Here is a 25,033-nt window from a genome sequence, read left to right on the forward strand (position 1 = left end):
ACACTTTTCCAGAGTCGCCCATGTTCCGAGTTCGCACCGCCGCAGTCCGCAAGACCGTTACCGCCTTCCTCGCCGCCCTCGTCATGTTGCCGGGCGTGGCGATCGAACAAGAGCTCCAGCTCGACTACCGCATGAACGAACGCGTCGTGCAGGTTCCTGCCGGCCGCGACAACCGCGCCATGCTGGAAACCACCGTGTTCCAGCCGAACGGCCAGGGTCCCTTCCCGCTGTTGATCATCAACCACGGCAAGGACCCGGGCAGCCCCAGCGCCCAGCCGCGCGACCGTTTCTACTACATGGCCGCGGCCTTCGTGAAGCGCGGCTACGCCGTGATGGTGCCGATGCGCCAGGGCTTCGCCAACTCGACCGGCCGCTACCGCGACCGCGGCTGCGACATGACCACCAACGGCTACCTGCAGGCCGAGGACATCCGCTCGGCGGTGGAGTACGCCCGCACCCAGCCCTGGATCGACAGCGGCCACATCGTCGTTGCCGGCCAGTCCTACGGCGGCCTGGCCACGATGGCGCTCGGCACCGAGCAGCTTGCCGGCGTGCGCGGCCTGATCAACTTCGCCGGCGGCCTGCGCGACGACAGCGCCGGCTGCGGCTGGCGCTCTTCGCTGGTTTCGGCCATGGCTGAGTACGGCGCGAACAACAAGATCCCGAGCCTGTGGATGTATGGCGAGAACGATTCGCTGTTCGGGCCGGACCTGGCGAACCGCATGCACGAAGCCTACGTGGAAGCCGGCGGCAAGGGCCGCCTGGTCGAGTTCCCCTCGTTCAAGCGCGATGCCCACGGCATGCTGGCCAGCCGCGACGGCGAAAAGATCTGGCTGAAGGACACGATCGCCTTCCTGAAAGGCGTCGGCATGCCGACCGAGGTGATCTACAACGTGCCGCCGCCGCCGACCCCGGCGCGTACCAACTACGCAACGGTGGACGACGTCGAGGCCGTGCCCTTCCTGTCGGAAAACGGCCGCCGCGCCTATGCCGACTATCTGACCAAGATGACGCCACGCGCCTTTGCCGTGTCGCCGAGCGGCGCCTGGACCTGGGCCGAGGAAGGCGAGGCGCCGGAAGCGCGCGCCCTGGCCACCTGCTCGGCCAAGAGCAGCCAGCCCTGCAAGCTGTATTCGGTGGACGACTACGTGGTCTGGAACGGCGAACGCATCGACGCCGCCGAGCGCGCCACGATGATGGCATCGGCATCGTCCGCCGTCACGGCCCCGGCCGACCCGAACGCGCCGGGCGCGGTGGGCAGCACGGTGCCGGCGGCGCAGGCCCAGCCACAGGCGGGCGCGGCGGCCAATGCATCGGCCAATGCAGTGGCAAACCCGTCGGTTTCCGAAGCGCACTGATTCAATCCAGCACGCTTCGTCAAGCCATCTGCGCACGCTCCTGTTGCGCAGATGGCCGCTAAGGCATCCGCACACGACCTGGCGCAAACCGGCGCCGCGGTCCCGCTCCGACAATGTGGCAAGCGACCTCCCGGACCTTGCCATGCCACGCTTTATCCCCTTCCTGTTTTCATTGCTGATGCTGGCCCTGCTGCCGTTCGGGTCCGCGCGCGCCGCCAACAACGATCCGGTGGTGCTGGTGCACGGCTTCCTCGGCTTCGGCCCCGAACAGTTTCCCGGCACCGGCTACCTGTACTGGGGCGGCTACCACGACATCGCCTCCCACCTGCGGGTCTATAAAGGCCCGCGCATGGTGGTCACCGCCACCGTCGGCGCCATCAGCCCGAACTGGGACCGCGCTGCCGAACTCTACGCGCAGATCAAGGGCGGTTGCGTCGACTATGGCGCCAGCCACGCTCGCACGCCTCCCGTGCGCGAGCAAAAGCCGCCTGGCAAATGCTGGGCCGCCGACCATGCCCGCAATCCCGAGGGTTACCCGCTGGCGCTGTACCCGGCCTGGGACGCCGGCCACCCCATCCACCTGATCGGCCACAGCCAGGGCGGCACCACCATCCGCGCGCTAATCGAGCTGCTCGAGCACGGCGCGCCCGGCGAAGGCGACGGCGAGCTGTACGCGGGCGGCAAGACCGGCTGGGTGCGCAGCGTCACCACCTTGTCTTCCCCGCACAATGGCACCACCCTGCGCGACGCCGTGCTCGACATCCTGCCCCAGCTGCGCTCGCCGCTGCGCGACTGGTTCCAGGCCGGCATGTGGAGCTGGGAACTGGCGCCCGACGGCGCGCGCAGCTTCAACCTGTGGGCGCGTACCTCGCCGCATGTGGTGTATTTTTCCCTCGGCACCCAGGCTACCGAAGCCGGCGCCTGGTGCTGCAACGGCACCGACCGCGCCATCGCCCCGATCCAGGCCTCGAACTACCAGTACCCGCGCATCGACATGTTCCCGTACTACAAGACCTATGCCGGCGAATGGATCGTGCCCTCGCTGCGCCAGCACGGCATGGGCGGCTACACGCAAAGCGCGCCGGGCCGGGTGCGCATCGACAGCGAGTGGTTCGCCAACGACGGCGTGGTGAACACGGTGAGCATGCGCGCACCAAGCGGGCACCCGGTGCGCGACTACGACGGCACGGCGGTGCGCGGCAGCTGGAATTATCTCGGCACCTACCGCGGCTACGACCACTTCGACATCCTGAACTGGCCGAACAAGGGGCCGTCGGCCGATCCGATCTACGAGCGGATCAGCGACATCATTTTTGGATTGTGATCGGGCATGCGGCTACGCCGCCGACCGCAAGGCCCGCGCCAGGTCCGACAAGCGATACGGCTTGTTCACGAACGCAAATTCGCTCAGGTTGTTGTGCTCGAGCTTGAGCGCCGGCAGCGGATAGCCCGAGGCCAGGATGATCTTCATGTCCGGATAATGCTCGCGCGCATAACTCGCCAGTTCGACCCCGTTCATCCCGTTCGGCATGATCACGTCGGTGAACAGGATGTCGACATGCCGGCTGGCCAGCAGCGCCACCGCTTCCTGCGCGCCGGACGCCGTCAGCACCTCGTAGCCCATGCTGATGTACAGCGCTGAGGCCACGTCCATCAAATCCGGCTCGTCCTCGACGATCAGGACCATCTCGGTGGAGTCCTGCTGGGCCGGCGCATCCTGGCCCGGCGCGGCCGGCAGGTAGATGGCGATCGCCGTGCCCTCGCCCGGCGCGGTGCGGATCTTCACCTCGCCGCCGGACTGCTTGATGAAGCCGTACACCTGCGACAGCCCGAGTCCGGTGCCCTTGCCCACCTCCTTCGTGGTGTAGAAAGGCTCGAATGCGCGCTGCGCGGTTTCCGGCGACATGCCGGTGCCGGTGTCGGACACCGTCACCTGCACGTAGCTGCCCGGCGCCAGGCCGTTGATCTCGCGCTCCTTCAACTCCACGTTGGCGGTCTCGATGCGGATGCGCCCGCCCTCGGGCATGGCGTCGCGTGCATTCACCACCAGGTTCAGCAGGGCCGACTCGAAGCGCGCGCTGTCGATCACGGTGGAGCGGATCTCCGGCTCCAGGTGCACCTCGAAGTCGATGGCCGCGTGCACGGCGCGCCGCAGCACCGACTCGAAGCCCGACACCAGGCGGTTGACGCTGTGGGTTTCCGGCTGCAGCGGCTGCTGGCGCGCAAAGGCCAGCAATTGCTGGGTCAGCGTGGCGCCGCGGTCGATGGCGCGGCGCATGCTGTCGAGGGTCTTCACGTCGCTCACCCCGCCGCGCAGGGTCAGCACCTCGAGGCCGCTGGACAATACCGAGAGCAGGTTGTTGAAGTCGTGGGCGATGCCGCCGGTAAGCTGGCCGATCGACTCCATCTTCTGGGCCTGGAACAGGGCCGCGTTCGCCTCGGCCAGGGCGTCGGCCGCCGCCTTCTTTTCGGTGAGGTCGCGCGTGACCTTGGCAAAGCCGATCAGTTCGCCCGACTCGTCGTGGATGGCGTCGATGATCACGTGGGCCCAGAAACTGGTGCCGTCCTTGCGCTGGCGCCAGCCCTCGGCCTCGTAGCGGCCTTCGCGCACCGCGGTGCCGAGGGCGCGCGCCGGCAGGCCGCTGGCGCGGTCGGGCTCGGTATAGAAGCGCGAGAAATGCTGGCCGACGATTTCCTGCTCTGAATAGCCCTTGATGCGCTGGGCGCCCACGTTCCAGTTGCTGACCACGCCCTCGGGCGAGAGCATGTAGATCGCGTAGTCCGACACGCCCTGCACCAACAGGCGGAAGCGCTCTTCGCTGGCGCGCAGCGCATCCTGCGCCTTTTTCTTTTCGGTGATGTCGCGCGTGATCTTGGCATAACCGAGCAAGGCGCCCTGCTCGTCGTAGATCGGGTCGATGATCACGCTGGCCCAGAAGCGGGTACCGTCCTGGCGCACGCGCCAGCCCTCGGCCTCGTACTTGCCTTCGCCCAGCGCGGTGGCCAGGGCGCGCGCCGGCAGGCCGCTTTCCTGGTCTTCAGGCGTGTAGAACCGCGAGAAATGCTGGCCCAGGATCTCCGGCGCCTCGTAGCCCTTGAAGCGGCGCGCGCCGCTGTTCCAGCTGCTGACGTGGCCGTCGGTGTCGAGCATGTAGATCGCGTAGTCGCGGATGCCGGAAATCAGGTACTGGAAACGCTGTTCGTCGGTCAGATCGTGCCTAATGGAAATTCTATTATTCATGGACGGTGGCAGAGCGCGGCGCAGGAAGCAGGATAGTAAACGTCTTATGATAACTCCAACTTCCACCCTGCGGCCACGCGAACCTGCTCTGCCGCGCCGCCCGCCTCTCCAGCTCGTCAATACCGATTTGGCTCGATCGTTTTGCAGATCGTTCCCGCAGCGTTTCCAGCTGCCTTATTTCGCGGGAAAGCGGCGCCTTCTTTCGCCTTTCTGCATGTCTTTCAGGCTAAAATGTCGGTTCCGTAACCCAGCCGTGCCTGGCTCGCATCGATCTCAGGCCCACACATGACTTCAGGACCCACCGTACCGCTCGACCTGTCCAGCTGCGACAAGGAACCGATTCGCACGCCCGGCAGCATCCAGCCGCACGGCTTCCTGCTGACCCTGTCGCCGCAGCTGACCGTGCTGCAGGCCAGCGCCAACCTCGGCCGCTGGCTCGGCATCGAGGCCGATGCCGCCATCGAACGCCCGCTGCCTGAGGTGATCGGCGAGACCGCCGCCTCCCGCCTTGCGCCATCGCTCGAAGGCGGCAAGCTCGGCAACCGGCCCTTCTACCTCGGCACCGTCACCGCCGCCAACGGCCAGCACCTCGACGTCCTGGCCCATGCCTGGGACAGCGTGCTCATCGTCGAATTCGAGGCCGTCGAGCGCGACGCGCCGGCCGGCTTTCGGGAACTGTATCCGCTGCTCGGCGACTTCCTGCTGAACGTCAACGACAAGGCCTCGGTCGAATCGCTGGCGACGCTGGCGGCCCACCACGTGCGCAGCGTCACCGGCTACGGCCGCGTGATGGTCTACCAGTTCGACCCCGACGGCCACGGCCACGTCATGGCCGAATCGAAGGAAGACGATTACGTGTCCTATATGGGCCAGCGTTTTCCGGCCTCGGACATCCCGGCCCAGGCGCGCGACCTGTACACGCTGCAGCACATCCGCCTGATCCAGGACGCCAACTACGTTCCGGCGCCGCTGGTGCCGGAACATAATCCCGTGACCGGCGCGCCGAACGACCTGTCGTTCGCGGCCCTGCGCAGCGTTTCGCCGGTGCACCTGCAATACATGCGCAACATGGGCACCCTGGCCTCGATGTCGGTCTCGCTCATCGTCAAGGGCAAGCTCTGGGGCCTGATCTCCTGCCACAACGCCGGCCCGGCCCCGCTCGAATTCGAAAAGCGCACCGCCTGCGAACAGCTGGGCCAGGTGCTGGCGCTGTGCATCGAGTCGCGCGAAGACGCCGCGGAACTGACCTTCCGCCTCGAAGTGCGGCGCATGATGGTGGAAATGCTCGGCAACCTCACCAAGGGCGCCGACATCACCGACAACATGCGCGGCGTCTTCCCCGAGCTGCTGCGCTTTGCGCGCGCCGGCGGGGTCGCCATCGTGGCCAACGAGCGCGTGCTGACCTATGGCGACACGCCCGACGACGAAGCCATCGACGCCATCGTCGCCTGGCTCGAACAGCAGGGCCACGGCGCTGAGGTCTTCCAGAGCGACGCCCTGGGGACGGTCTGCCCCGCCGCCACGGGCCTGGAGCGCAATGCCGCCGGCCTGCTGGCGATGCCGATCTCGCGCGTGCACAGGCATTACCTGCTGTGGTTCCGCCCCGAGCGGGTGCACACCATCGAATGGGCCGGCAATCCGCGCGGCAAGGACACCGACCCCTCGGACGTGCCGACCCAGCTCAGCCCGCGCCTCAGCTTCGACGCCTGGCGCGAGGAAATCCACGGCGTCAGCCTGCCCTGGCACGTGGCCGAAGTCGAACTCACCAGCGAATTCCGCAGCGCCCTGCTCGGCATTGCCCTCGAGCGCGCCGAACAGATGGCCGAACTGGCCGAGGAACTGGGCCGCGCCAACAAGGAACTCGAAGCGTTTTCCTACTCGGTGTCGCACGACCTGCGCGCCCCGCTGCGCCACATCGTCGGCTTCTCCGACCTGCTGCTCGAATCGAGCGGCAGCGAAGACCAGACACTGCGCCAGCGCTTCCTCACCAACATCAAGGAGTCGGCCCGCCTGGCCGGCAAGCTGGTCGACGACCTGCTGAGCTTTTCGCAGATGGGCCGCGCGGCCCTGCGTCCGGTGGAAGTCGACATGTCGCACCTGGTGACGTCCTGCATCGACAAGCTCGGTCCCGACCTGCAGGGCCGCAACATCGACTGGCAGATCAAGCCTCTGCCGCGCATCGTCGCCGATCCCACCTTCCTGCACCTGGCTATGCTCAACCTGCTGTCGAATGCGGTGAAATTCACCGGCGGGCGCGACCCGGCCGTGATCCGCATCTGGGCCGAGCAGGATGCCGTCGAGACCGTGTTCCACGTGGCCGACAACGGCGCCGGCTTCAACATGGACTACGTGCACAAGCTGTTCGGCGTGTTCCAGCGCCTGCACCGCATGGAAGACTTCCAGGGCACCGGCATCGGCCTGGCCAACGTGCGCCGCATCGTCGAGCGCCACGGCGGCCGCGCCTGGGCCGAGTCGATCCAGGGACAGGGCGCCACTTTCTCCTTCAGTATCCCGCGCAAACTTGCATTACCTTAAAGACATTCCATCATGCTAAAACCCATCCTGCTGGTCGAAGACAATCCACACGACCTCGAACTGACCCTGGTGGCGCTGGCGAAAAGCCAGCTCGCCAACGAAGTCGTGGTGGTGCGCGATGGCGCCGAGGCGCTCGACTACCTGCTGCGCCGCGGCGAATTCGCCGAGCGCCCCGAAGGCAACCCGGCCGTCACCCTGCTCGACCTGAAGTTGCCGAAGGTCGACGGCCTGGAAGTGCTGGCCGAGATCCGCAAGACCGGCTCGCTGAAAAGCATGCCGGTCGTGATGCTGACCTCGTCGAAAGAAGAACAGGACCTGGTGCGCAGCTACGAACTGGGCGTGAACGCCTACGTGGTGAAGCCGGTCGACTTCAAGGAATTCGTGCGCGCGATCGCCGACCTGGGGATTTTCTGGGCGGTGCTGAACGAACCGCCACCGGGCTCGCACCGCTACGTGCGTCCGGCCTGAGCCGGGCTGCTCAGGAAGCCCGTGCGCCGGCGGCGACTGCGCCGGCGCTCCTGCCCGCGCCGTGACCTGGATTACGGCGCAGCAAATGACGGATGCGCGCGCTGAGCGCGTCCGGATGGTACGGTTTCTGCAACAGGTGCACCGAAGCGTTCAGCTTCCCCTCGTGCGCCAGCACCCCTTCCGCATAACCCGAGGTATACAAGATCTGCGCGTCCGGCAGGTGGCGGCGCAGTACCTCGCCCAGCTGCAGGCTGCTCACCGGTCCCGGCATGATCACATCGGAAAACACCAGGTCGATGTGGCGCCCGGTTTCGATCAGCGCCACCGCCGCGGCGGCATCGCCTGCCTCCAGCACGTCGTAGCCGAGCGCGGAAAGGATGGCGCAGGTGGAACTGCGCACGTCGGCCTCGTCTTCCACCACCAGGATGGTTTCCAGCCCGCCGCATAGCGGCTGGTGTTCGGACGGGGTGGCGGCCACCGCGTCGGTCTTGCTGCGTGGCAGGTAGATGCGCACGCTGGTGCCCTGGCCGATTTCGCTGCGCATCAGGATCTCGCCGCCCGACTGCTTCACGAAACCATAGGCCATCGACAGCCCCAGGCCCGTACCCTGCCCCACCGGCTTGGTGGTGAAGAAGGGTTCGAAGGCGCGCTGCAGCACCTCGGGCGGCATGCCCTTGCCGGTGTCGGCGATCTCGATCATCACGTAGTCGCCGCCCGGCACCTCGGGCGGCACGCCGCCGTCGGTGCGCACGTTGAGGGCGCGGATGGTGAGCGTGCCGTTGCCGTCCATTGCGTCGCGCGCATTGATGGCCAGGTTCAGCAATACGTTATTGAGCTGGTTCGGGTCGGCCAGGGTGCTGCCCAGCGCGGCGTCGATCTCGGTGACGATGCGCGCGCCGGGGCCGATCACGCGGCGCATCATGTCGTCCATCTCGCGCAGCAAATGGCCGGGATTGAGCACCACCGCCTGCAGCGGCTGGCGCCGCGCGAATGCCAGCAGGTGCGAAGACAATTTGGCGCCGCGCTCGACGCCGGACAGCGCCATTTCCACGCGGGTGCGGCCGGCATCGTTCAGGCCGCCGACCAGTTTCAGCAGCTGCAGGTTGCCGCCGATGATCTGCAGCACGTTGTTGAAGTCGTGGGCGACGCCGCCGGTGAGCTGGCCGATGGCTTCCATCTTCTGCGCCTGGTTCAGGGCCATCTGGCTGGCGGCCAGCTCTTCCTGGCTGCGCCGCAGCGACACGAAGGCCTGGTCGCGCTCGCGCCGTGCCACGCAGGCGGCGCTGTGGTACTGCACGCGCGCCACCAGCTCGCGCGCGTCGGGCCACTTGACCATGTAGTCGTTGGCGCCGGCGGCAAAGGCGCGCGCCTTGATTTCGGGATCGTCCTCGGACGAGAGCAGGATGATGGGAACGTGTTCGGTTTCCGGATTGGCGCGCATCAGGCGCGTGAATTCGAAGCCGTCGATCTCGGGCATGCGCAGGTCGACCAGCACCACGGTGCAGCCGATTTCCGCCGCCAGGCCGACGGCGCGGCGCGCATCCGACTCGTAGCGCAGCACGTGCTTGACGCAGGTACGCAGTCCATGCTCGATGATCTGCTGGGCGAACGGCTCGTCGTCGATCAGGAGAATGGAGCAGCTACTGGTTTCGTCTTCAATCATCCGTACGACCTTATCTGCTTTCAGGGTCCTGTTTTCTTATTGCTTTTCTTGAAGGGTTAATTTTACACCAAGGGGCCTGCCCCGGCTCATCAAAATCGACAATTGTGCGCCGCACCCTTGTGTGCGGCTTTTTCGCCAATACATTGTATTGACTATGTTTTTTTGCATTTCGGAGAGCGCATGACAGAGCCGGTATGCCCTTTATGTCCTCTATGCGGCCGCGAACTGGGCACGGTCAACATCGACCGTCATCACCTCGTGCCGAAGAGCCTGAAGGGCAAGGAACAGTTCCCGATCCATAAGATCTGCCATCGGAAAATCCACTCGGCCTTTACCGAGCGCGAGCTGCTGCGCAGCTACCATACCTGGGATGCCTTGCGCGGCCATGAGGAGATCCGCGCCTTCATCGAGTGGGTCGCGCGCAAGCCGCCTGAGTTCTATACACGTACCTTTACATCGAACGCCAAGAAGCGCAAGTGAGATATCGCCTTTTGTACTAGCTCTGACAATAAATTTGACGAATTTATTGCATAATGGATAGAACCCTTGAGGAACTGTCCATGAATTTCACCGAATACGTCCAGTTCGATGCCAGCGCGCTGGCCCAGGCTGTGGCCCGCCGCGAGGTCAGCCCCGATGAACTGCTGCGCCTGGCGCTCGATCGCAACGCCGAAGTACACGGCCGCATCAACGCCGTCTGCCGCATCATGGAAACGCAGGCGCGCGCCCAGCTGGCGCGTCCCCTCGGCGGACCACTGGCGGGCGTGCCCTTCCTGATCAAGGATGGCGTGCAGGACTATGCCGGCGTGCCGACCAGCTCCGGCAGCCGTGCGATGCGCAACGACGTGCCGGCCGAGCACGCGGCCGTGGTGCGGCGCTACCTCGAGGCCGGCCTGGTCGTGTTCGGCAAGACCAACCTGCCCGAGTTCGCACTGAAGGCGGTTACCGATTCGCAGCTCCATGGACGCAGCAGCAATCCCTGGAACCTGGAGCGCACGCCGGGCGGATCGAGCGGCGGCGCGGCGGCGGCCGTGGCGGCAGGCATCGTGCCCATGGCGGCCGGCAACGACGGCGGCGGCTCGATCCGCATCCCGGCCGCCTGCTGCGGCCTGTTCGGGCTGCGGCCATCGCGTGGGCGGGTCTCGAGCGGGCCGGCGATCGGCGAAGTCTGGTTCGGCGCGTCGAGCGAAGGCGTGCTCTCGCGCAGCGTACGCGACTCGGCGCTGGCGCTCGACATCCTGCAGGGCGCCGAGCCGGGCGATCCCTTCGTCATCGCGCCGCCGGCGGGATCGTACGTCGAGCTGATGCGGCGCGATCCGGGCAAGCTGCGGATCGGCTTCAGCACCGCGTCGCCGATCGGCACGCCGGTCCACCCGGAAGCGGTGGCGGCCGTGCGGCGCGCCGTGCAGCTGCTGCGCGGGCTCGGGCACGAGGTCGAGGAAGCCGCACCCGAGATCGACGGACAGGCGCTGGCGCAAAGCTACCTGCACGTGTATCTCGGCCAGGTGCCGGCAATGGTGGCGCGCGCCCGTGCACTCGGGGCCAGGGCGCGCGACGTGGAGCTGATGAGCCGCTTGCTGGCGGCGCTGGGCAGCGCGGTATCCGGCGCACGCCTGACGGCGCAGCTGGCGCAGTGGAACGCATTCGGACGCGGCCTGGCGCGCTTCCATGCGCGCTACGACATGCTGCTCACGCCGACGCTGGCTGCGCCGCCCTTGCGGCATGGCGCGGGCGATCCGCCGCGCGGCGAACGCATCGTACTCGAGCTATTGGAGCGCAGCGGCGTGCTGGGGATCGTGGCGCGGCTTGGCTTGCTGGAAGGGACGGTGAACCGGCTTGCGCGCGACAGCCTGCGCTTCGTGCCGTTCACGCAGCTGGCCAATTTGACGGGCACGCCGGCGATGTCGGTGCCCCTGTACTGGACCACCGACGGGCTGCCGCTGGGGGTGCAGTTCGTGGGGAGGTTCGGCGCCGAGGACCAGCTGCTGCAGCTGGCGCACCAGCTGGAAGGGGCGGCGCCGTGGTTCGACCGGTTGTCGCCGCTGGCGCGGGACGAAAGCGCCAACTCCGTAGTCCCGACCGCGTGAAATGGCGCAACACGTAGGGTGGGCACCCGTGCCCACGCGGTCTCATCGCATGATGGAATGCGGCTATGAAAACGGATGCGCACCGCGCGGCTCCGTATTGCGATTCGACCCGCAACGGTGCTATACCGCGTGGGCACAAGTGCCCACCCTACGAAAATCACGCTACCAGTTTGGCGATTGCGTCACCCACTTCAACGGTGGTCGCCTCGCCACCCAAATCCCCAGTCCGCGGCCCGCTACGCAGCACCTCCTCGATCGCCCCGACAATCGCATCGTGCGCCTCGCGCAAGCCCGCCGGCGCATCCGGCCCATCGGCCAGGAAGCCCAGCATCATCGCCCCCGACCAGATCATCGCGATCGGATTCGCAATCCCCTTGCCCGCGATATCCGGCGCCGAGCCGTGCACCGGCTCGAACAGCGACGGGAAGGTGCGCTCCGGATTCAGGTTGCCCGACGGCGCAAGACCGATGGTGCCGGTACAGGCCGGCCCCAGGTCCGACAGGATGTCGCCGAACAGGTTCGAGGCCACCACCACGTCGAAGCGCTGCGGCTGCAGCACGAAGCGCGCGGTGAGGATGTCGATGTGCTGCTTGTCGACCGTAACCTCCGGGTAGGCCGCACCCACCGCATCGGCGCGCCCGTCCCACCAGGGCATGCTGATCGCGATGCCGTTCGATTTGGTCGCCACCGTCAGGTGCTTGCGTGCGCGCGACTGCGCCAGTTCGTAGGCATATTTCAGCACGCGGTCGGCGCCGTGGCGGCTGAACACCGATTCCTGGATCACCACTTCGCGCTCGGTGCCCGGGAACATGATGCCGCCCAGGTTGGTGTACTCGCCCTCGGTGTTTTCGCGCACCACATAAAAGTCGATGTCGCCCGGCTTCCGGTTCGCCAGCGGGCAAGGCACGCCCTCGAACAAACGCACCGGGCGCAGGTTGATGTACTGGTCGAATTCGCGGCGGAACTTCAGCAGCGAACCCCAGAGCGAAATATGGTCGGGCACCGTGGCCGGCCAGCCCACCGCGCCGAAATAGATCGCGTCCATGCTTGATAACTGCTCCTTCCAGTCGGGCGGCATCATGTCGCCGGTCTGCAGGTAGTAGTCGCAGCTGGCCCATTCGAACTGCGTGAATTCGAGCGTGATGCCGAAGCGCTGCGCAGCCGCTTCCAGGACTTTCAGGCCTTCCGGCAGGACTTCCTTGCCGATACCGTCGCCGGCGATGGCGGCGATCTTGAAACTGCGTGTCATGTGGTGCATCCCTTCGGTAGAAAGGATGATCGTAGCAGTCTTTCCATGCCCTCGCAGACGAGCGGCCGATTCGGCAGGCGCAAACGAAAAAGGCCGCATCTTTCGATGCGGCCTCTTCATTATTCTGGCTCCCCGACCTGGACTCGAACCAGGGACCTGCGGATTAACAGTCCGTCGCTCTACCGACTGAGCTATCAGGGAATCGAGGCAATATTATAGCCGGCCATTTCCAGTTTGACCAGTCCCGTACGAATATTCCAATCTTGCCCGGTTTGCGCCCTGCGCACGGACCTTTGCTATAGTCCCACCACCTTGGCCACCGGCGCCAGCTCTTCAATACAAAACCATGACGACTTCCCGCATTCTCGGCACTCCCCTCTCTCCTTCCGCCACGCGCGTGATGCTGCTCGGCTCCGGCGAACTCGGCAAGGAAGTGATCATCGCGCTGCAGCGCCTCGGCGTCGAAGTCATCGCGGTCGACCGCTACCCGAACGCGCCCGGCCACCAGGTCGCGCACCGCGCCCACGTGATCGACATGACGGACGGCGACGCCCTGGCCGCCCTCATCGCGCAAGAGCAGCCCGACCTCGTGATCCCCGAGATCGAGGCAATCGCTACCGACAAACTGGCCGAACTCGAAGCGGCCGGCGCCATCACCTGCATCCCGACCGCGCGCGCCGCCCAGCTGACCATGAACCGCGAAGGCATCCGCCGCCTCGCCGCCGAGGAGCTGGGCCTGGCCACCTCGCCCTACCGCTTCGCCAGCAGCCTGGCCGAGCTGGAAACGGCCTGCGCCGCCGTCGGCTTCCCCTGCGTGGTGAAGCCGGTGATGTCTTCGTCGGGCAAGGGCCAGTCGAAACTCGACAGCGCGGGCGACGTGCGCGCCGCCTGGGACTATGCCGCCGCCGGCGGCCGGGTCGACAGCGGCCGCGTGATCGCCGAAGGCTTCATCGACTTCGATTACGAGATCACCCTGCTGACGGTGCGTTCGCTTGGCGCCGATGGTCAGATCGAGACGGCGTTTTGCGAACCGATCGGCCACAAGCAGGTGCAGGGCGACTATGTCGAATCCTGGCAGCCGCATCCGATGAGCGCGCTGGCACTGGCGCGTTCGCGCGAGATCGCGGCGAAGGTCACGGGCAACCTCGGCGGCCTGGGCGTGTTCGGCGTCGAGCTGTTCGTGAAGGGCGACATGGTGTGGTTCTCGGAAGTGAGCCCGCGCCCGCACGACACCGGCATGGTGACCATGGCGACGCAAGTGCAGAGCGAGTTCGAGCTGCATGCCAAGGCGGTGCTGGGGCTGCCGGTCGACACCACCCTGCGCGCACCGGGCGCCTCGGCCGTCATTTACGGCCAGCTCGACGAAAAAGGCATCGCCTTCGAAGGCGTGGCGGACGCGCTGCGTGTGGCGGGCGCCGACGTGCGCCTGTTCGGCAAGCCGGAATCGTTTGCGCGGCGGCGCATGGGCGTGGCGCTGGCCACGGCGGGCGACATCGACACGGCGCGCGAACGCGCACGCGAGGCGGCGGGCAAGGTCAAGCCGGTCAGCAGCAAGAAGTAAGAACCAGGGCGCATCCGCGGCGCCCTGTTCATCCTGTCCGGCCCCGGCAACACTGGAGCCGGCCGCCCCACCCGGCCTGGACATACATCTCAAGCGCACGGAGTCCGATTGCGCTAGTGCGCGCAGGCCGACAAGCTTGTAGGCGCAATCCTGATATCCGGCACGTTCCACATGCGATGTAATAGTCGTGACCGATAACAGGATAGCGACAGGGTGGGAACGTGGACTTCAAGTGGAAGAAAATAATGGAAGCGGTGGGACCAGCGGCGGCGCTGGCGTTTGCCGCATGGTTGCTCCAGCACATGCTCGAACAGCGCTATTGCGCCGCCCGCGCGCGCTACCGCGGCCTGGTCGACACCCTACGTACGAGCACGCAAGGAAAGCGCCGCGAAATCATCAGGACAGATATCGACATGTGCCACAGGCGCGTCATGGTCATGCTGCACGCAACGCGCATCGGTATGGCGGCGACGATCCTGCTACTGCTTTCCCTCATCATCAGCGCGCTCGACACCGCACTCAAGGCCGACTGGCTGAAAATCCTGGGCGCACCGGGCATTATGTTCGGCCTGGTGCTGGCACTTCCCGCCGCACTGTTCGTCATGCTGGAAACCGTGCTGCGCAAGAAGCCGGGGAATGCCGCACTAGCCGGCGCTGTGGCGCTCGACAGCCAACCGTAAGTACTCTTTACCATCAGGAATGACTCCGGCGATGCCGCAATCGGTTTCGCATAGGACTGGAAATGAAAAAGGCCGCATCGAACGATGCGGCCTTCTTCGTATTCTGGCTCCCCGACCTGGACTCGAACCAGGGACCTGCGGATTAACAGTCCGTCGCTCTACCGACTGAGCTATCAGGGAATTGATGGATCGAATTATAACTGCTCAGCAGCATTCCGCAAAGGGCTGCAAATCGAATCGTGCGGGGGCGACGAAGCATCGGCTCCATTACATCAGGCCTGCGGCTGCAACCGTACGGTGGGCACCCCGTGCCCACGCGGAAATCCGCGCAGAGTTAGCTCACGAAAAGATCGAAACCGATGCGTTACCGGAACGCTCTTGAGGCGCAGTCGAAACGCATCGCTCACGACCGGGCATATGCCAACATGACGCAAACTTCCGCGTGGGCACGGGGTGCCCACCGTACGGTTGAATTTGCGGGCTAGAAGCAAAATAGCTCGACACAAACAAAAAAGGAGTGCCGATCACTCGACACTCCTTCTCATATTCTGGCTCCCCGACCTGGACTCGAACCAGGGACCTGCGGATTAACAGTCCGTCGCTCTACCGACTGAGCTATCAGGGAATTGTACTGCTCTTCAACTCAAACCAAGCTGCTTTCAAGTCCGAAGAGTCAAGATTTTAGAGGACTTTGGCGATTGCGTCAACGACGAGATCGATATTCTTCGAATTCAGCGCGGCAACGCAGATGCGGCCGGTGTCCACGGCGTAGATCGATTCCTCGCGCAGCTTGCCGACCTGCTCCTTGGTCAGCCCCGAGTACGAGAACATGCCCACCTGTTCGCGCACGAAACCGAAGTCGCGGCCCGGCGCCTTCTCGGCCAGCTTTTGCACCAGCTCCTCACGCATCGCCTTGATGCGCACGCGCATGCCGGCGAGTTCTTCTTCCCACAGCTGGCGCAGTTCCGGCGTGGACAGCACGGTCGCCACCACCTTGCCGCCATGGATCGGCGGGTTCGAGTAGTTGGTACGCACCACGCGCTTCAGCTGCGACAGCAAACGTGCCGCCTCTTCCGACGACGAGGCCACCACCGACAACGCCCCGACGCGCTCACCGTACAGCGAGAACGACTTCGAGAACGAGTTCGACACCAGCAGCGGGCCGCCGGCTTCGACGAAGCGGCGCACCACGGCGCCGTCTTCCGCGATGCCTGCGCCAAAGCCCTGGTAAGCCATGTCGAGGAAGGGAACCAGGCCGCCTTCGGTGACGGCGGCGATCACCTGGCCCCATTGCTCCTGCGTCAGGTCGGCGCCGGTCGGGTTATGGCAGCAGGCGTGCAGGACGACGATCGAGCCGGCGTCCATCTTGCGCAGCGAGGCCAGCAGGCCGTCGAAATCGACGCCGTGGGTGGCCGGATCGTAATAGGTGTAGTTGTTGACGATGAAACCGGCCGACTCGAACAGCGCGCGGTGGTTCTCCCAGCTCGGATCGCTGATGAAGACTTCCGCTTCCGGGGCAAAACGCTTGAGGAAATCGGCGCCGATTTTCAGGGCGCCGGTGCCGCCAATGGCTTGCACGGTAATCGCGCGCTTCTCTTGAATTACGGCGCTGTCGGCCCCAAATACAAGCTCTTGCACCGCCTTGTCGTACGCAGCCAGGCCGTCGATCGGCAGGTAGGTACGCGGCGCTTGCTGCTCCATCAACTTCGCTTCCGCCTGTTGCACGCACTGCAGCAGAGGCACCTTGCCATTGTCGTCGTAATACACCCCGACACCCAGGTTGATCTTGGCCGGATTGGTGTCGGCGTTGAATGCTTCGGTAATGCCCAGGATGGGGTCGCGCGGGGCCATGTCGATGGCGCCGAAGAGGCTGGCGGAGGCTGTGGAAGTCATCGTGATAAACTGAATTGTCGGTGGGTTCGCAGCGGTTGTAGAGATAGCGGCACGGATGCTGCAGTGCCGCAAGCGAATTCCCATTCTAGCAAAGGTCTGAGAACATGGCAGATAAATCCAGTAACCTCGCCATCGCAGCCGGTTCCGAACCGACTGTGATCACCTACCCGAATTCGCCCTTCAAGCTGCACCAGCCCTTCCCGCCGGCGGGCGACCAGCCCACGGCGATCGAAGGCCTGGTCGAAGGCATCGAGGACGGCCTGATGTACCAGACCCTGCTCGGGGTCACGGGTTCCGGCAAAACCTATACGATGGCCAACGTGATTGCCAAGGCTGGCCGTCCGGCGATCGTGTTCGCGCCGAACAAGACCCTGGCGGCCCAGCTGTATTCGGAGTTCCGCGAATTCTTCCCGCAGAACGCGGTCGAGTATTTCGTGTCCTACTACGATTACTACCAGCCCGAAGCCTACGTGCCGCAGCGCGACCTGTTCATCGAAAAGGACTCGTCGATCAACGAGCACATCGAGCAGATGCGTCTGTCGTGCACGAAATCGCTGATGGAACGGCGCGACGTGATCATCGTCGCCACCGTGTCGGCGATCTACGGTATCGGTAATCCGAACGAATACCACAAGATGATCCTGACGCTGCGCCACAAGGATAAAGTGGCCCAGCGCGACATCATCGCGCGCCTGATCCAGATGCAGTATTCGCGCAACGAGATGGACTTCGGCCGCGGCACCTTCCGCGTGCGCGGCGATACCATCGACATCTTCCCGGCGGAACACGCGGAACTCGCGATCCGGGTCGAGATGTTCGACGACGAAATCGAATCGCTGCAGTTGTTCGATCCGCTCACCGGCCGCGTGCGCCAGAAGATCCCGCGCTTTACCGTGTATCCGGGTTCGCACTACGTCACGCCGCGCTCGACCGTGCTGCGTGCGATCGAGTCGATCAAGGCCGAGCTGAAGGACCGCCTGGAAGAATTCCGCCAGCAAAACAAGCTGATCGAGGAACAGCGCCTCGAGCAGCGGACCCGCTTCGACCTCGAAATGATGGCCGAGATCGGTTTCACGAAGGGCATCGAGAACTACTCGCGCCACCTGTCCGGCGCCATGCCGGGCGAGCCGCCGCCGACCCTGGTCGACTACCTGCCGAAGGATGCGATCATGTTCATGGACGAGTCGCACGTGCTGGTGGGGCAATTGTCCGCCATGTATAACGGCGACCGCTCACGCAAGACGAACCTGGTCGACTACGGCTTCCGCCTGCCGTCGGCGCTGGACAACCGGCCGCTGAAATTCGAGGAATTCGAAGGCAAGATGCGCCAGACGATTTTCGTGTCCGCCACGCCGGCCGAGTACGAAAAGGCGCATGCCGACAACGTGGTCGAGCAGGTGGTGCGCCCGACCGGCCTGGTCGACCCGGTGCTGATCGTGCGCCCTGCCCTGTCCCAGGTCGACGACCTGATGAGCGAGATCAACGACCGCATCAAGAAGGACGAGCGGGTGCTGGTGACCACGCTGACCAAGCGCATGGCCGAGCAATTGACCGAGTATCTGTCGGACCACGGCATCAAGGTGCGTTACCTGCACAGCGACATCGAGACCGTCGAGCGCGTCGAGATCCTGCGCGATTTGCGCCTGGGCACCTTCGACGTGCTGATCGGGATTAACCTGCTGCGCGAGGGCCTGGACTTGCCGGAAGTGTCGCTGGTGGCTGTGCTGGACGCCGACAAGGAAGGCTTCCTGCGTTCCGAGCGTTCGCTGATCCAGACCATCGGCCGTGCGGCGCGTAACCTGAACGGCGTGGCGATTTTGTACGCGGACCACGTGACCGATTCGATGCGCCGCGCGATCGACGAAACCGAACGCCGCCGTGCCAAGCAGATCGCCTTCAACGAAGCCAACGGCATCACGCCGAAGGGTGTGCAGAAGAAGATCAAGGAACTGATCGACGGCGTCTACAGCAACGCCGCGCAGAAGGCCATGGTCGAGGGCGTGCACGAGGATGCGGCGACGGCCAAGGTGGAATCGATGAGCGAGAAGCAGATCAGCAAAGAGATCAAGCGCCTCGAGAAGCTCATGGTCGACCACGCCAAGAACCTCGAGTTCGAAAAAGCGGCCCAGGTGCGCGACCAGTTGCATGTGCTCAAGCAGCAGGCCTTCGGGGCGCCGGGGGCGGACAACGTGGTGTCGATGCTAGGGAAGTAAAACGAACGGCGCCGGTGGCGCCGTTTTTTTTATCAATGCATTTGCGCCATTTCAGGCGATCAAAGCGGTGGGTTCGAGAACCCACCCTACAACGCCGGCTTTCCGTAGGGTGGGTTCTCGAACCCACCGGTTTTCACCAGCCGATCAGCCGCGCCATCGCAGGCCCGCTACCGCTTGAACATCCTCGGATCAAACCTGAACGACCGCGCCACGCTCAACTTCACCCCCTCATACGCATGGTGCGCCGGATTGATCACGAGATTCACGCCCTCCCCCACGATCACCGACGGCACGCGCATGTAAAGGTATTCCCGCTTCTTCAGGAAGGCCGTCCCGAACGCGGCCGCGCTGCCGCCATCCTCGAGCGCATCCCAGCCCTCCGGCAAATCGTCCGCCTTCACATCCAGCCCCAGCCCGGGATCGTCCGGCAAGTCGATCGCCACCAGCACCAGCGGCTGCTCGTCGATCTCCTCGGTGTGCACGAACTTTTCCAGCACCGCCAGCTCCACCGTCATCGCCGCGTACAGGGCCGGCTGTCCCTCGCTGTGCCAATGCCCGCCGCTTTCGCGCGCCCCCTTGCATTCGCGGTCGAGCGCCGCCTTTTCGATTGCAATTCTCCAAGTTCTCATGGGTACTGTCGTATAGCCAAGTAACGGCTTCAGCATACAACGAGCCCTGCACTCCGCCGCGCACGTATGCAATGAGGAACATACCCTGCCGTACCGACCAAAAAACAAGAGCGGCCCGCAGGCCGCTCTCCTTTCATGCTATTACTTCAGGTTCCGGCAAAGCGCCGGACCGGATTACTTCTGCTTGCGGCGGCGTGCTGCGCCACCCAGCATCAGGGCGCCCAAGCCCAGCAGTGCAACGCTGGTTGGTTCCGGGACCAGGGCGATCTTGCCGCCGGTTGCGGTGTACAGGAAGTCCTTGTAGCCGCCCATGATGATGCCGCCGAAGTAGGTGCCGAAGCTGCCTTCGGCGTAGCCCAGCGAGGTGAAGCGGCCGCTGAAGGTGTTGTTTGCAACCAGCATCAGCTCGCCGTACATTTCGACGAACGATGGGCCGCCCGAGTCGCCGCCGCCGATGCCCGATTCGCGATCGTTCGCCAGGATCGGGGTGCAGACGTCGAACAGGTCGCAGAAGGTGTCGCGGCCGGCGCCGTCGAAGTCGGCGTAATAGACTTCCTGGTTGCCGCCTTCGAAGTCCTGCTCGTCGTCGAGGTCGATCAGGTCGACGACGTTTTCGCCGCTGCGCTTGACCGAGAACGATGGGCTGATGTAATAGCCGTTGGTGCCATCGCCCGAGGTGCCATAGCCGACCATGGTGATGTGGGTGCCAGCGTTGATCGGGTTGACGGCGACCTTGTAGATCTTGGCGCTGTCCGGTGCATCCTGGCCCAGGGTGATGACGGCGATGTCATCGTTCACGCAACCGAGCGAACCGTCCGGGCAGTTGTTGAAGCCCTGGTAGTCCTTGTGCACGGCGACCTGGGTAGCCGTGATGATGTTGGCGGCAGGGTTGGTGTTGTAGCTGCCGTTGCTGTTGAACAGCACGCGCACGTCGGTGCCCGGCTTTTTCAGGTCGACGTAGGTGCCGTTGCCCGTGGTATCGACGCAATGGCCGGCCGAGACCACCTGGCGCTTGCCCACCAGGGCGCCCGAGCAGATGTAGGATTCGCCGTCGTAACGGATGTTGATGCTGACAACGCCCGAGTACTTCGAGTTTGGGGTGTTCGGATCGACGTGGGCAGCCGGGGTGTCCGGCAAGGCGCCCGAGGTGATGGTTGGGGTCACGACCGAGCCTGGGGTAGCGGCGATCGAGCCTGCGTGGGCCGAGCCCATGCCAAACATGAAGCCGGCTGCAACCATACCACCAGCGATTTTCTTGAACGACAGATTCCGATTCAGCATTTGTTTTCCTTTTAGTTGACTAGATCTTCTATCACGGACGGTCCCAACTCACCGTGTATAAACTGTTTAGCAGAAACTATGCCAGAAGGAAAATAATGCATGGATTCAATATGTTAGCCAATTAACATACCGAAATTGTATCCTGAATGTAAAAATTTCCGACACTCATTATTGAGTGCCGGAAGCGTTTATTTACTGTCTTTCACGTCGACCAGTTCGACGTCGAAGATCAGGTTGGCGTTCGGTGGAATCGGACCCGAACCGCGGGCGCCGTAGCCCAATGGCGACGGGATGATCAGGGTACGCTTGCCGCCGACCTTCATGCCGACGACGCCCTCGTCCCAGCCCTTGATGACCGCGCCCATGCCGAGCGGGAAGGTGAACGGCGCGCCGCCCACCGAGGTGTCGAACTGCGGGCCATGGCCCTTCGGCGACTTGGGCGAATACAGCCAGCCGGTGTACTTGACGGTCACGGTGTTGCCGCTGGCGGCCTGTTTGCCCTTGCCGACAACGGTGTCGATCTTTTGCAGCTGCATGGGCGCCGGGGTGTCGGCCTTGGCAGCTGCAGGCGCTGCGGGTGCCGCCGCAAGGGCCGGTGCGGCGGCCAGGGCGCTGGCGGACAGGGCCAGGGCCAGGCCCAGCACGCGAATGGATGAAGTCATGTGGATTGCCTTTGTAGGGATGGTCTGCACAATTGCTCGGTCAGCCGCCGTCTTGCCTGCTGGCATGGGCGACCGTGCGGGCAGTATTCCCTACTCGGGGGTTTCGCACAAGCTCAGCGTTTCGCCCCTTGCACCTGGGACAGGATGTCGGTTACCCGGCCGAGGTCGGCGGGTTTCACGAGGTGGTGGTCGAACCCGGCCTCCTCGGCCTGGCGCAGGTCTTCGGGCTGGCCATAACCGGTCAGGGCCACCAGCACGGTGCCGTCCATCTCGGGAATGGCGCGCAGCTGGCGCGCCAGCGCATAGCCGTCGGTATCAGGCAAGCCGATGTCGAGCAGCATCACCTGCGGCCGCTCGCGGCGTGCCCGTGCCAGGGCGCCGCGGCCGTCGTACTCGACCGACACCGCATGCCCCAGCACTTCCAGCACCGAGCCGAGCAGCTCGGCGGCGTCGCGGTTGTCGTCGACCACCAGCACCCGCAGTTGCGCCTGCTGCTGCGTCTGCTGCGCCTGTTCTGGCGGCGCGGCGGCAGGTTCCCCGGCGTCGCTCATCAGGCGCGGCACGCAGATCTCGAACTCGCTGCCGCCGCCCACGGCGGCGCGCGCATCGACCGTGCCGCCATGCAGCATGATCAGGCTCTTCACCAGCGCCAGGCCGATGCCGAGCCCGCCCTGCGAGCGGTCCGGGGTGCGCTCGGCCTGGGTGAACAGGTCGAAAATATAGGGCAGGACGTCGGGCTCGATGCCGATGCCGTTGTCGGTGACGGTCACCGTCACGCGGTCGCCATGGGCCGTCACGCGCAGGGCGATCTGCCCGCCCGAGGGCGTGTACTTGGCGGCATTGTTCAGGATATTCGACAGCACCTGCACCAGGCGCGTGCGGTCGCCCAGCACCTGCACCGGCTCGCCCGAGAGTTCCATCGTCAGCGCATGGCGCCTGGCCTCGATCAGCGGGCGCACCTGCTCGAGGGCCCCGGCCACGACCTCGTTCACGTCCAGCTCTTCCTTCTCCAGCGTGACCAGGCCACGGGTGACGCGCGACACGTCCAGCAAGTCGTTGACCAGGCTGGTCATGTGCTCGGCCTGGCGCGCGATGATCTCGCTGGCGTTGCGCACGCCCTTCGCGTCCAGCGTCCCCATCTTCAGCAGGTGGGCGGCGGTGGTGATCGGCGCCAGTGGGTTGCGCAGCTCGTGCGCCAGCATCGCCAGGAACTGGTCTTTCTGGCGGTTCGCGGCGCGCAGCTCGTCTTCGATCTGCTTGCGCGGGGTGACGTCGCTGCCTTCCACGAAGATACCGACCACGGTGCCGAAGGGGTCGCGGATCGGCTGGTAGACGAAGTCGATGTACAGCTGTTCGGGCGGCGCGCCCGGCGCACGCGCCAGCGTCAGCGGTACGCTGTGGCCGACGAAAGGCTCGCCGCTGGTGTACACCTGGTCGAGCAGCTCGAAGAAGCCCTGCCCTTCGACCTCGGGCAAGGCTTCGCGCGCCGTCTTGCCGACCAGGTTGCCGCGTCCGATCAATTCGAGATAACTTTTGTTGGTAATCTCAAACACATGTTGAGGACCGCGCAGTACGGCGATGATGCCCGGCGCCTGTTCGAACAGGGTGACCAGGCGCTCGTTTTCTTCCTGGCGGTAGCGCTCGGCCAGCACCTGCTCGGTCGCTTCGACGCAGGCGCAATACACGCCGCCCACCGCGCCGCTGTCGTCGCGCACCGCCGAGTACGAGAAGGTGAACCAGGTCTGCTCGTCGTAGCCGTGGCGGTTCATCAGGAGCGGCAGCTTTTCCCACCAGGTGCCCTCGCCCTGCAAGGCCCGCTCGACGATGGGGCCGATGTCGCCCCAGATTTCGCCCCAGATCTGCCTGAACGGCGCGCCCAGCGAGGCCGGGTGCTTGTCGCCGAGGATCTCGCGATAGGCATCGTTGTACACGAAACCGAGCTGCTCGCCCCAGGCCACGAACATCGGGAACTTCGAGTTGAGCATCAGCGCCACCACCGTGCGCAGCGCCTGCGGCCAGCCCGACGGATGGCCGAGCGGCGAACGCGACCAGTCGTGGGCGCGCATCATGGCCCCTGTTTCGCCACCGCCGCTGAGGAACATCAGGCCGTGCGCGTCCGCCGCAGGATCCGGCGCGGCGGCGGGCATGAAGGGGGTGCGTGGGTCGCTCATAGGGTCTGGACGAATTCGCGTATGCCGCCGAGCAGCATCTCGACCGACATCGCGGTCAGGATCAGGCCCATCAGGCGCTCGAAGGCGGTCATCACTTGCGGCCCCAGCTTTTGCTGCAGGCGTTCGGCGCTCAGGAACACCGCCAGCCACACCACGCCCACGGCCGCCAGGGCCGCCACGTGGACCATGGTTTCCGAGACCGTATCCGCGCTGAACAGCAGCACGGTGGCCAGCGCCGAAGGGCCGGCCAGGGCGGGAATCGCCAGCGGTACGATAAAGGGCTCGCCGTGCTCGCTCTTGCCGAGCACGCCGTCTGGATGCGGGAAGATCATGCGGATGGCGATGATCAGGAGGATCACGGCGCCGCCGATGCGCAGGGCTACCGGGCTCAGGTGCAGAGCCGCGAGGAAGTGCTGGCCGAAGAACATGAAGACCAGCAGCAGCAGGAAGGCGATCGCGCATTCGCGCACCACGATGCGCGGGCGGCGGTGCAGCGGCGTGTCCTTCAGGGCGGTGGCGAACAAGGGAACGTTGCCGAACGGGTCAGTGACGAGAATGAGGAGGATGAAGGTCTGGAAGAAGCTCTGGGTCATGTTTTTTATTGTTTGTGACGTTCCGGGTGACGCGGTCGAGGCTTTCGTAACAATCTTAACCGATCTGCACCGAGGGTGTTACCTTGATAACGTGCGGTAACGAGTGAGACAAGAAAAAAGCCAGGGCATCCTGCGACACCCTGGCTTTCCGTCATGCGCGATGACATGGCGGCCCAAGGGCCGCGCGCTGCGATTATTTTTCGAACTTCTTCAGCCATGCCGACAGCTGGTGCGGACGCAGGCCGTCGTAGTCTTCGAACGGCTGGTGGATCCACGGGTTGTGCGGCAGGTCTTCCAGGTGGTAGTCCGGCTTGAAGGCCGAGGTGCCTTTTACCCAGATCACGGCCGACTTCACTTCGGTGACGTCTGCGTAGTTGTCGGTCAGGTGCTGGCGCACTTTCTGCAGGGTGACGCCGGAGTCGGCCAGGTCGTCGACCAGCAGGATCTTGCCTTGCAGCGGGCCCTTGGTCATCGTCATGTACTTGGCGATGTCCAGGTTGCCCTGCTTGGTGCCCGCTTCTTCGCGGTACGAGCTGGTCGACAGGATCGCCAGCGGCACGTCGAAGATGCGCGAGATCACGTCGCCCGGACGCACGCCGCCGCGCGCCAGGCACAGCACCATGTCGAACTTCCAGTTCGATTCATAGACTTTCAGGGCCAGGCGCTCGACCAGGCGGTTGTACTCGTCCCAGGAGACCCACAGGTCCTTGTCGGTCGATGCAGGAGTATTCATTTTTCAGTCATTCCTA

At 64.9% G+C, this 25,033-nt stretch carries 19 protein-coding genes and 3 tRNA genes; 9 read left to right on the forward strand and 13 right to left on the reverse strand.

Going from position 1 to position 25,033, the window contains the following annotated elements:
- Positions 1-20: 20 nt before the first annotated feature.
- The gene (locus tag LK540_RS17815) at positions 21-1,358 is read left to right on the forward strand and encodes a dienelactone hydrolase family protein (RefSeq protein ID WP_229438652.1); all 1,338 of its coding nucleotides are present in this window, start codon (positions 21-23) and stop codon (positions 1,356-1,358) included.
- A gap of 142 nt (positions 1,359-1,500) precedes the next feature.
- The gene (locus LK540_RS17820) at positions 1,501-2,682 is read left to right on the forward strand and encodes a triacylglycerol lipase (protein WP_229438653.1); all 1,182 of its coding nucleotides are present in this window, start codon (positions 1,501-1,503) and stop codon (positions 2,680-2,682) included.
- Between the two features lie 12 nt (positions 2,683-2,694).
- Here the strand turns inward: LK540_RS17820 and LK540_RS17825 are convergent, their stop codons facing one another.
- Complete coding sequence (locus LK540_RS17825) at positions 2,695-4,599, reverse strand: PAS domain-containing sensor histidine kinase (protein WP_229438654.1); 1,905 nt, start codon at positions 4,597-4,599, stop codon at positions 2,695-2,697.
- A 285-nt stretch (positions 4,600-4,884) separates the two neighbouring features.
- Here LK540_RS17825 and LK540_RS17830 point away from each other — a divergent pair, with 285 nt between their 5' ends.
- Both LK540_RS17830 and LK540_RS17835 read left to right on the forward strand, forming a co-directional pair.
- The gene (locus LK540_RS17830; protein WP_229438655.1) at positions 4,885-7,134 is read left to right on the forward strand and encodes an ATP-binding protein; all 2,250 of its coding nucleotides are present in this window, start codon (positions 4,885-4,887) and stop codon (positions 7,132-7,134) included.
- 12 nt (positions 7,135-7,146) lie between these two features.
- Complete coding sequence (locus LK540_RS17835) at positions 7,147-7,602, forward strand: response regulator (RefSeq protein WP_229438656.1); 456 nt, start codon at positions 7,147-7,149, stop codon at positions 7,600-7,602.
- 10 nt (positions 7,603-7,612) lie between these two features.
- Here the strand turns inward: LK540_RS17835 and LK540_RS17840 are convergent, their stop codons facing one another.
- Complete coding sequence (locus LK540_RS17840) at positions 7,613-9,265, reverse strand: response regulator (RefSeq protein WP_229438657.1); 1,653 nt, start codon at positions 9,263-9,265, stop codon at positions 7,613-7,615.
- Between the two features lie 180 nt (positions 9,266-9,445).
- Between LK540_RS17840 and LK540_RS17845 the strand changes: the two genes are divergently transcribed.
- Both LK540_RS17845 and LK540_RS17850 read left to right on the forward strand, forming a co-directional pair.
- Positions 9,446-9,745, forward strand: a complete 300-nt coding sequence (locus LK540_RS17845; protein WP_229438658.1) for a hypothetical protein — start codon at positions 9,446-9,448, stop codon at positions 9,743-9,745.
- Between the two features lie 80 nt (positions 9,746-9,825).
- A complete protein-coding gene (locus LK540_RS17850) occupies positions 9,826-11,352 on the forward strand; it encodes an amidase (protein WP_229438659.1) in 1,527 nt (508 codons plus the stop codon).
- Between the two features lie 157 nt (positions 11,353-11,509).
- Here the strand turns inward: LK540_RS17850 and LK540_RS17855 are convergent, their stop codons facing one another.
- Both LK540_RS17855 and LK540_RS17860 read right to left on the reverse strand, forming a co-directional pair.
- The gene (locus tag LK540_RS17855; protein WP_229438660.1) at positions 11,510-12,601 is read right to left on the reverse strand and encodes a tartrate dehydrogenase; all 1,092 of its coding nucleotides are present in this window, start codon (positions 12,599-12,601) and stop codon (positions 11,510-11,512) included.
- A 125-nt stretch (positions 12,602-12,726) separates the two neighbouring features.
- Positions 12,727-12,802, reverse strand: a tRNA-Asn gene (locus LK540_RS17860).
- 145 nt (positions 12,803-12,947) lie between these two features.
- Between LK540_RS17860 and purT the strand changes: the two genes are divergently transcribed.
- Together purT and LK540_RS17870 are read left to right on the forward strand one after the other, a co-directional pair.
- The gene (gene purT, locus LK540_RS17865) at positions 12,948-14,162 is read left to right on the forward strand and encodes a formate-dependent phosphoribosylglycinamide formyltransferase (RefSeq protein ID WP_229438661.1); all 1,215 of its coding nucleotides are present in this window, start codon (positions 12,948-12,950) and stop codon (positions 14,160-14,162) included.
- Positions 14,163-14,383: 221 nt separating this feature from the next.
- Complete coding sequence (locus tag LK540_RS17870; protein WP_229438662.1) at positions 14,384-14,842, forward strand: DUF2721 domain-containing protein; 459 nt, start codon at positions 14,384-14,386, stop codon at positions 14,840-14,842.
- A 104-nt stretch (positions 14,843-14,946) separates the two neighbouring features.
- Here LK540_RS17870 and LK540_RS17875 read toward each other — a convergent pair.
- From LK540_RS17875 to LK540_RS17885, 3 genes are all read right to left on the reverse strand, one after another.
- A tRNA-Asn gene (locus LK540_RS17875) sits at positions 14,947-15,022 on the reverse strand.
- 369 nt (positions 15,023-15,391) lie between these two features.
- Positions 15,392-15,467 (reverse strand) — tRNA-Asn (locus LK540_RS17880).
- 56 nt (positions 15,468-15,523) lie between these two features.
- Positions 15,524-16,735 (reverse strand): amino acid aminotransferase, encoded by a 1,212-nt coding sequence (locus tag LK540_RS17885; protein WP_229438663.1) that lies wholly within the window; start codon positions 16,733-16,735, stop codon positions 15,524-15,526.
- Positions 16,736-16,839: 104 nt separating this feature from the next.
- Between LK540_RS17885 and uvrB the strand changes: the two genes are divergently transcribed.
- Positions 16,840-18,948, forward strand: coding sequence for an excinuclease ABC subunit UvrB (gene uvrB / locus LK540_RS17890; RefSeq protein ID WP_229438664.1), 2,109 nt, complete (start codon positions 16,840-16,842; stop codon positions 18,946-18,948).
- 167 nt (positions 18,949-19,115) lie between these two features.
- Here uvrB and LK540_RS17895 read toward each other — a convergent pair whose 3' ends face one another.
- From LK540_RS17895 to LK540_RS17920, 6 genes are all read right to left on the reverse strand, one after another.
- Complete coding sequence (locus LK540_RS17895) at positions 19,116-19,577, reverse strand: RES family NAD+ phosphorylase (protein WP_229438665.1); 462 nt, start codon at positions 19,575-19,577, stop codon at positions 19,116-19,118.
- A gap of 174 nt (positions 19,578-19,751) precedes the next feature.
- Entirely contained in the window at positions 19,752-20,858 is a 1,107-nt protein-coding gene (locus LK540_RS17900; protein ID WP_229438666.1) for a trypsin-like serine protease, read from the reverse strand.
- A gap of 188 nt (positions 20,859-21,046) precedes the next feature.
- The gene (locus LK540_RS17905) at positions 21,047-21,520 is read right to left on the reverse strand and encodes an FKBP-type peptidyl-prolyl cis-trans isomerase (RefSeq protein WP_229438667.1); all 474 of its coding nucleotides are present in this window, start codon (positions 21,518-21,520) and stop codon (positions 21,047-21,049) included.
- A gap of 113 nt (positions 21,521-21,633) precedes the next feature.
- On the reverse strand, positions 21,634-23,691 hold the full coding sequence (locus LK540_RS17910; RefSeq protein WP_229438668.1) for an ATP-binding protein: 2,058 nt from the start codon (positions 23,689-23,691) through the stop codon (positions 21,634-21,636).
- Positions 23,688-24,284: a MarC family protein gene (locus LK540_RS17915; protein ID WP_229438669.1), complete on the reverse strand. Its 597-nt coding sequence runs from the start codon at positions 24,282-24,284 to the stop codon at positions 23,688-23,690. The genes LK540_RS17910 and LK540_RS17915 overlap by 4 nt, the downstream gene beginning before the upstream one ends.
- Positions 24,285-24,477: 193 nt before the next feature.
- A complete protein-coding gene (locus LK540_RS17920; protein ID WP_229438670.1) occupies positions 24,478-25,017 on the reverse strand; it encodes a phosphoribosyltransferase in 540 nt (179 codons plus the stop codon).
- Positions 25,018-25,033: the final 16 nt, after the last annotated feature.

The organism is Massilia sp. IC2-278 (genome assembly GCF_020708045.1).
Lineage (GTDB): Bacteria > Pseudomonadota > Gammaproteobacteria > Burkholderiales > Burkholderiaceae_D > Telluria.

What these genes read in the sequence shown, in the direction of transcription:
- LK540_RS17840 (WP_229438657.1), bottom strand. Translation starts at nt 9,265, where the DNA reads ATGATTGAAGACGAAACCAGTAGCTGCTCCATTCTCCTGATCGACGAC.
- LK540_RS17835 (WP_229438656.1), top strand. Translation starts at nt 7,147, where the DNA reads ATGCTAAAACCCATCCTGCTGGTCGAAGACAATCCACACGACCTCGAA.
- LK540_RS17905 (WP_229438667.1), bottom strand. Translation starts at nt 21,520, where the DNA reads ATGACTTCATCCATTCGCGTGCTGGGCCTGGCCCTGGCCCTGTCCGCC.
- LK540_RS17885 (WP_229438663.1), bottom strand. Translation starts at nt 16,735, where the DNA reads ATGACTTCCACAGCCTCCGCCAGCCTCTTCGGCGCCATCGACATGGCC.
- LK540_RS17895 (WP_229438665.1), bottom strand. Translation starts at nt 19,577, where the DNA reads ATGAGAACTTGGAGAATTGCAATCGAAAAGGCGGCGCTCGACCGCGAA.
- LK540_RS17820 (WP_229438653.1), top strand. Translation starts at nt 1,501, where the DNA reads ATGCCACGCTTTATCCCCTTCCTGTTTTCATTGCTGATGCTGGCCCTG.
- LK540_RS17900 (WP_229438666.1), bottom strand. Translation starts at nt 20,858, where the DNA reads ATGCTGAATCGGAATCTGTCGTTCAAGAAAATCGCTGGTGGTATGGTT.
- LK540_RS17845 (WP_229438658.1), top strand. Translation starts at nt 9,446, where the DNA reads ATGACAGAGCCGGTATGCCCTTTATGTCCTCTATGCGGCCGCGAACTG.
- LK540_RS17825 (WP_229438654.1), bottom strand. Translation starts at nt 4,599, where the DNA reads ATGAATAATAGAATTTCCATTAGGCACGATCTGACCGACGAACAGCGT.
- uvrB (WP_229438664.1), top strand. Translation starts at nt 16,840, where the DNA reads ATGGCAGATAAATCCAGTAACCTCGCCATCGCAGCCGGTTCCGAACCG.
- LK540_RS17815 (WP_229438652.1), top strand. Translation starts at nt 21, where the DNA reads ATGTTCCGAGTTCGCACCGCCGCAGTCCGCAAGACCGTTACCGCCTTC.
- LK540_RS17920 (WP_229438670.1), bottom strand. Translation starts at nt 25,017, where the DNA reads ATGAATACTCCTGCATCGACCGACAAGGACCTGTGGGTCTCCTGGGAC.
- LK540_RS17915 (WP_229438669.1), bottom strand. Translation starts at nt 24,284, where the DNA reads ATGACCCAGAGCTTCTTCCAGACCTTCATCCTCCTCATTCTCGTCACT.
- purT (WP_229438661.1), top strand. Translation starts at nt 12,948, where the DNA reads ATGACGACTTCCCGCATTCTCGGCACTCCCCTCTCTCCTTCCGCCACG.
- LK540_RS17855 (WP_229438660.1), bottom strand. Translation starts at nt 12,601, where the DNA reads ATGACACGCAGTTTCAAGATCGCCGCCATCGCCGGCGACGGTATCGGC.
- LK540_RS17910 (WP_229438668.1), bottom strand. Translation starts at nt 23,691, where the DNA reads ATGAGCGACCCACGCACCCCCTTCATGCCCGCCGCCGCGCCGGATCCT.
- LK540_RS17830 (WP_229438655.1), top strand. Translation starts at nt 4,885, where the DNA reads ATGACTTCAGGACCCACCGTACCGCTCGACCTGTCCAGCTGCGACAAG.
- LK540_RS17850 (WP_229438659.1), top strand. Translation starts at nt 9,826, where the DNA reads ATGAATTTCACCGAATACGTCCAGTTCGATGCCAGCGCGCTGGCCCAG.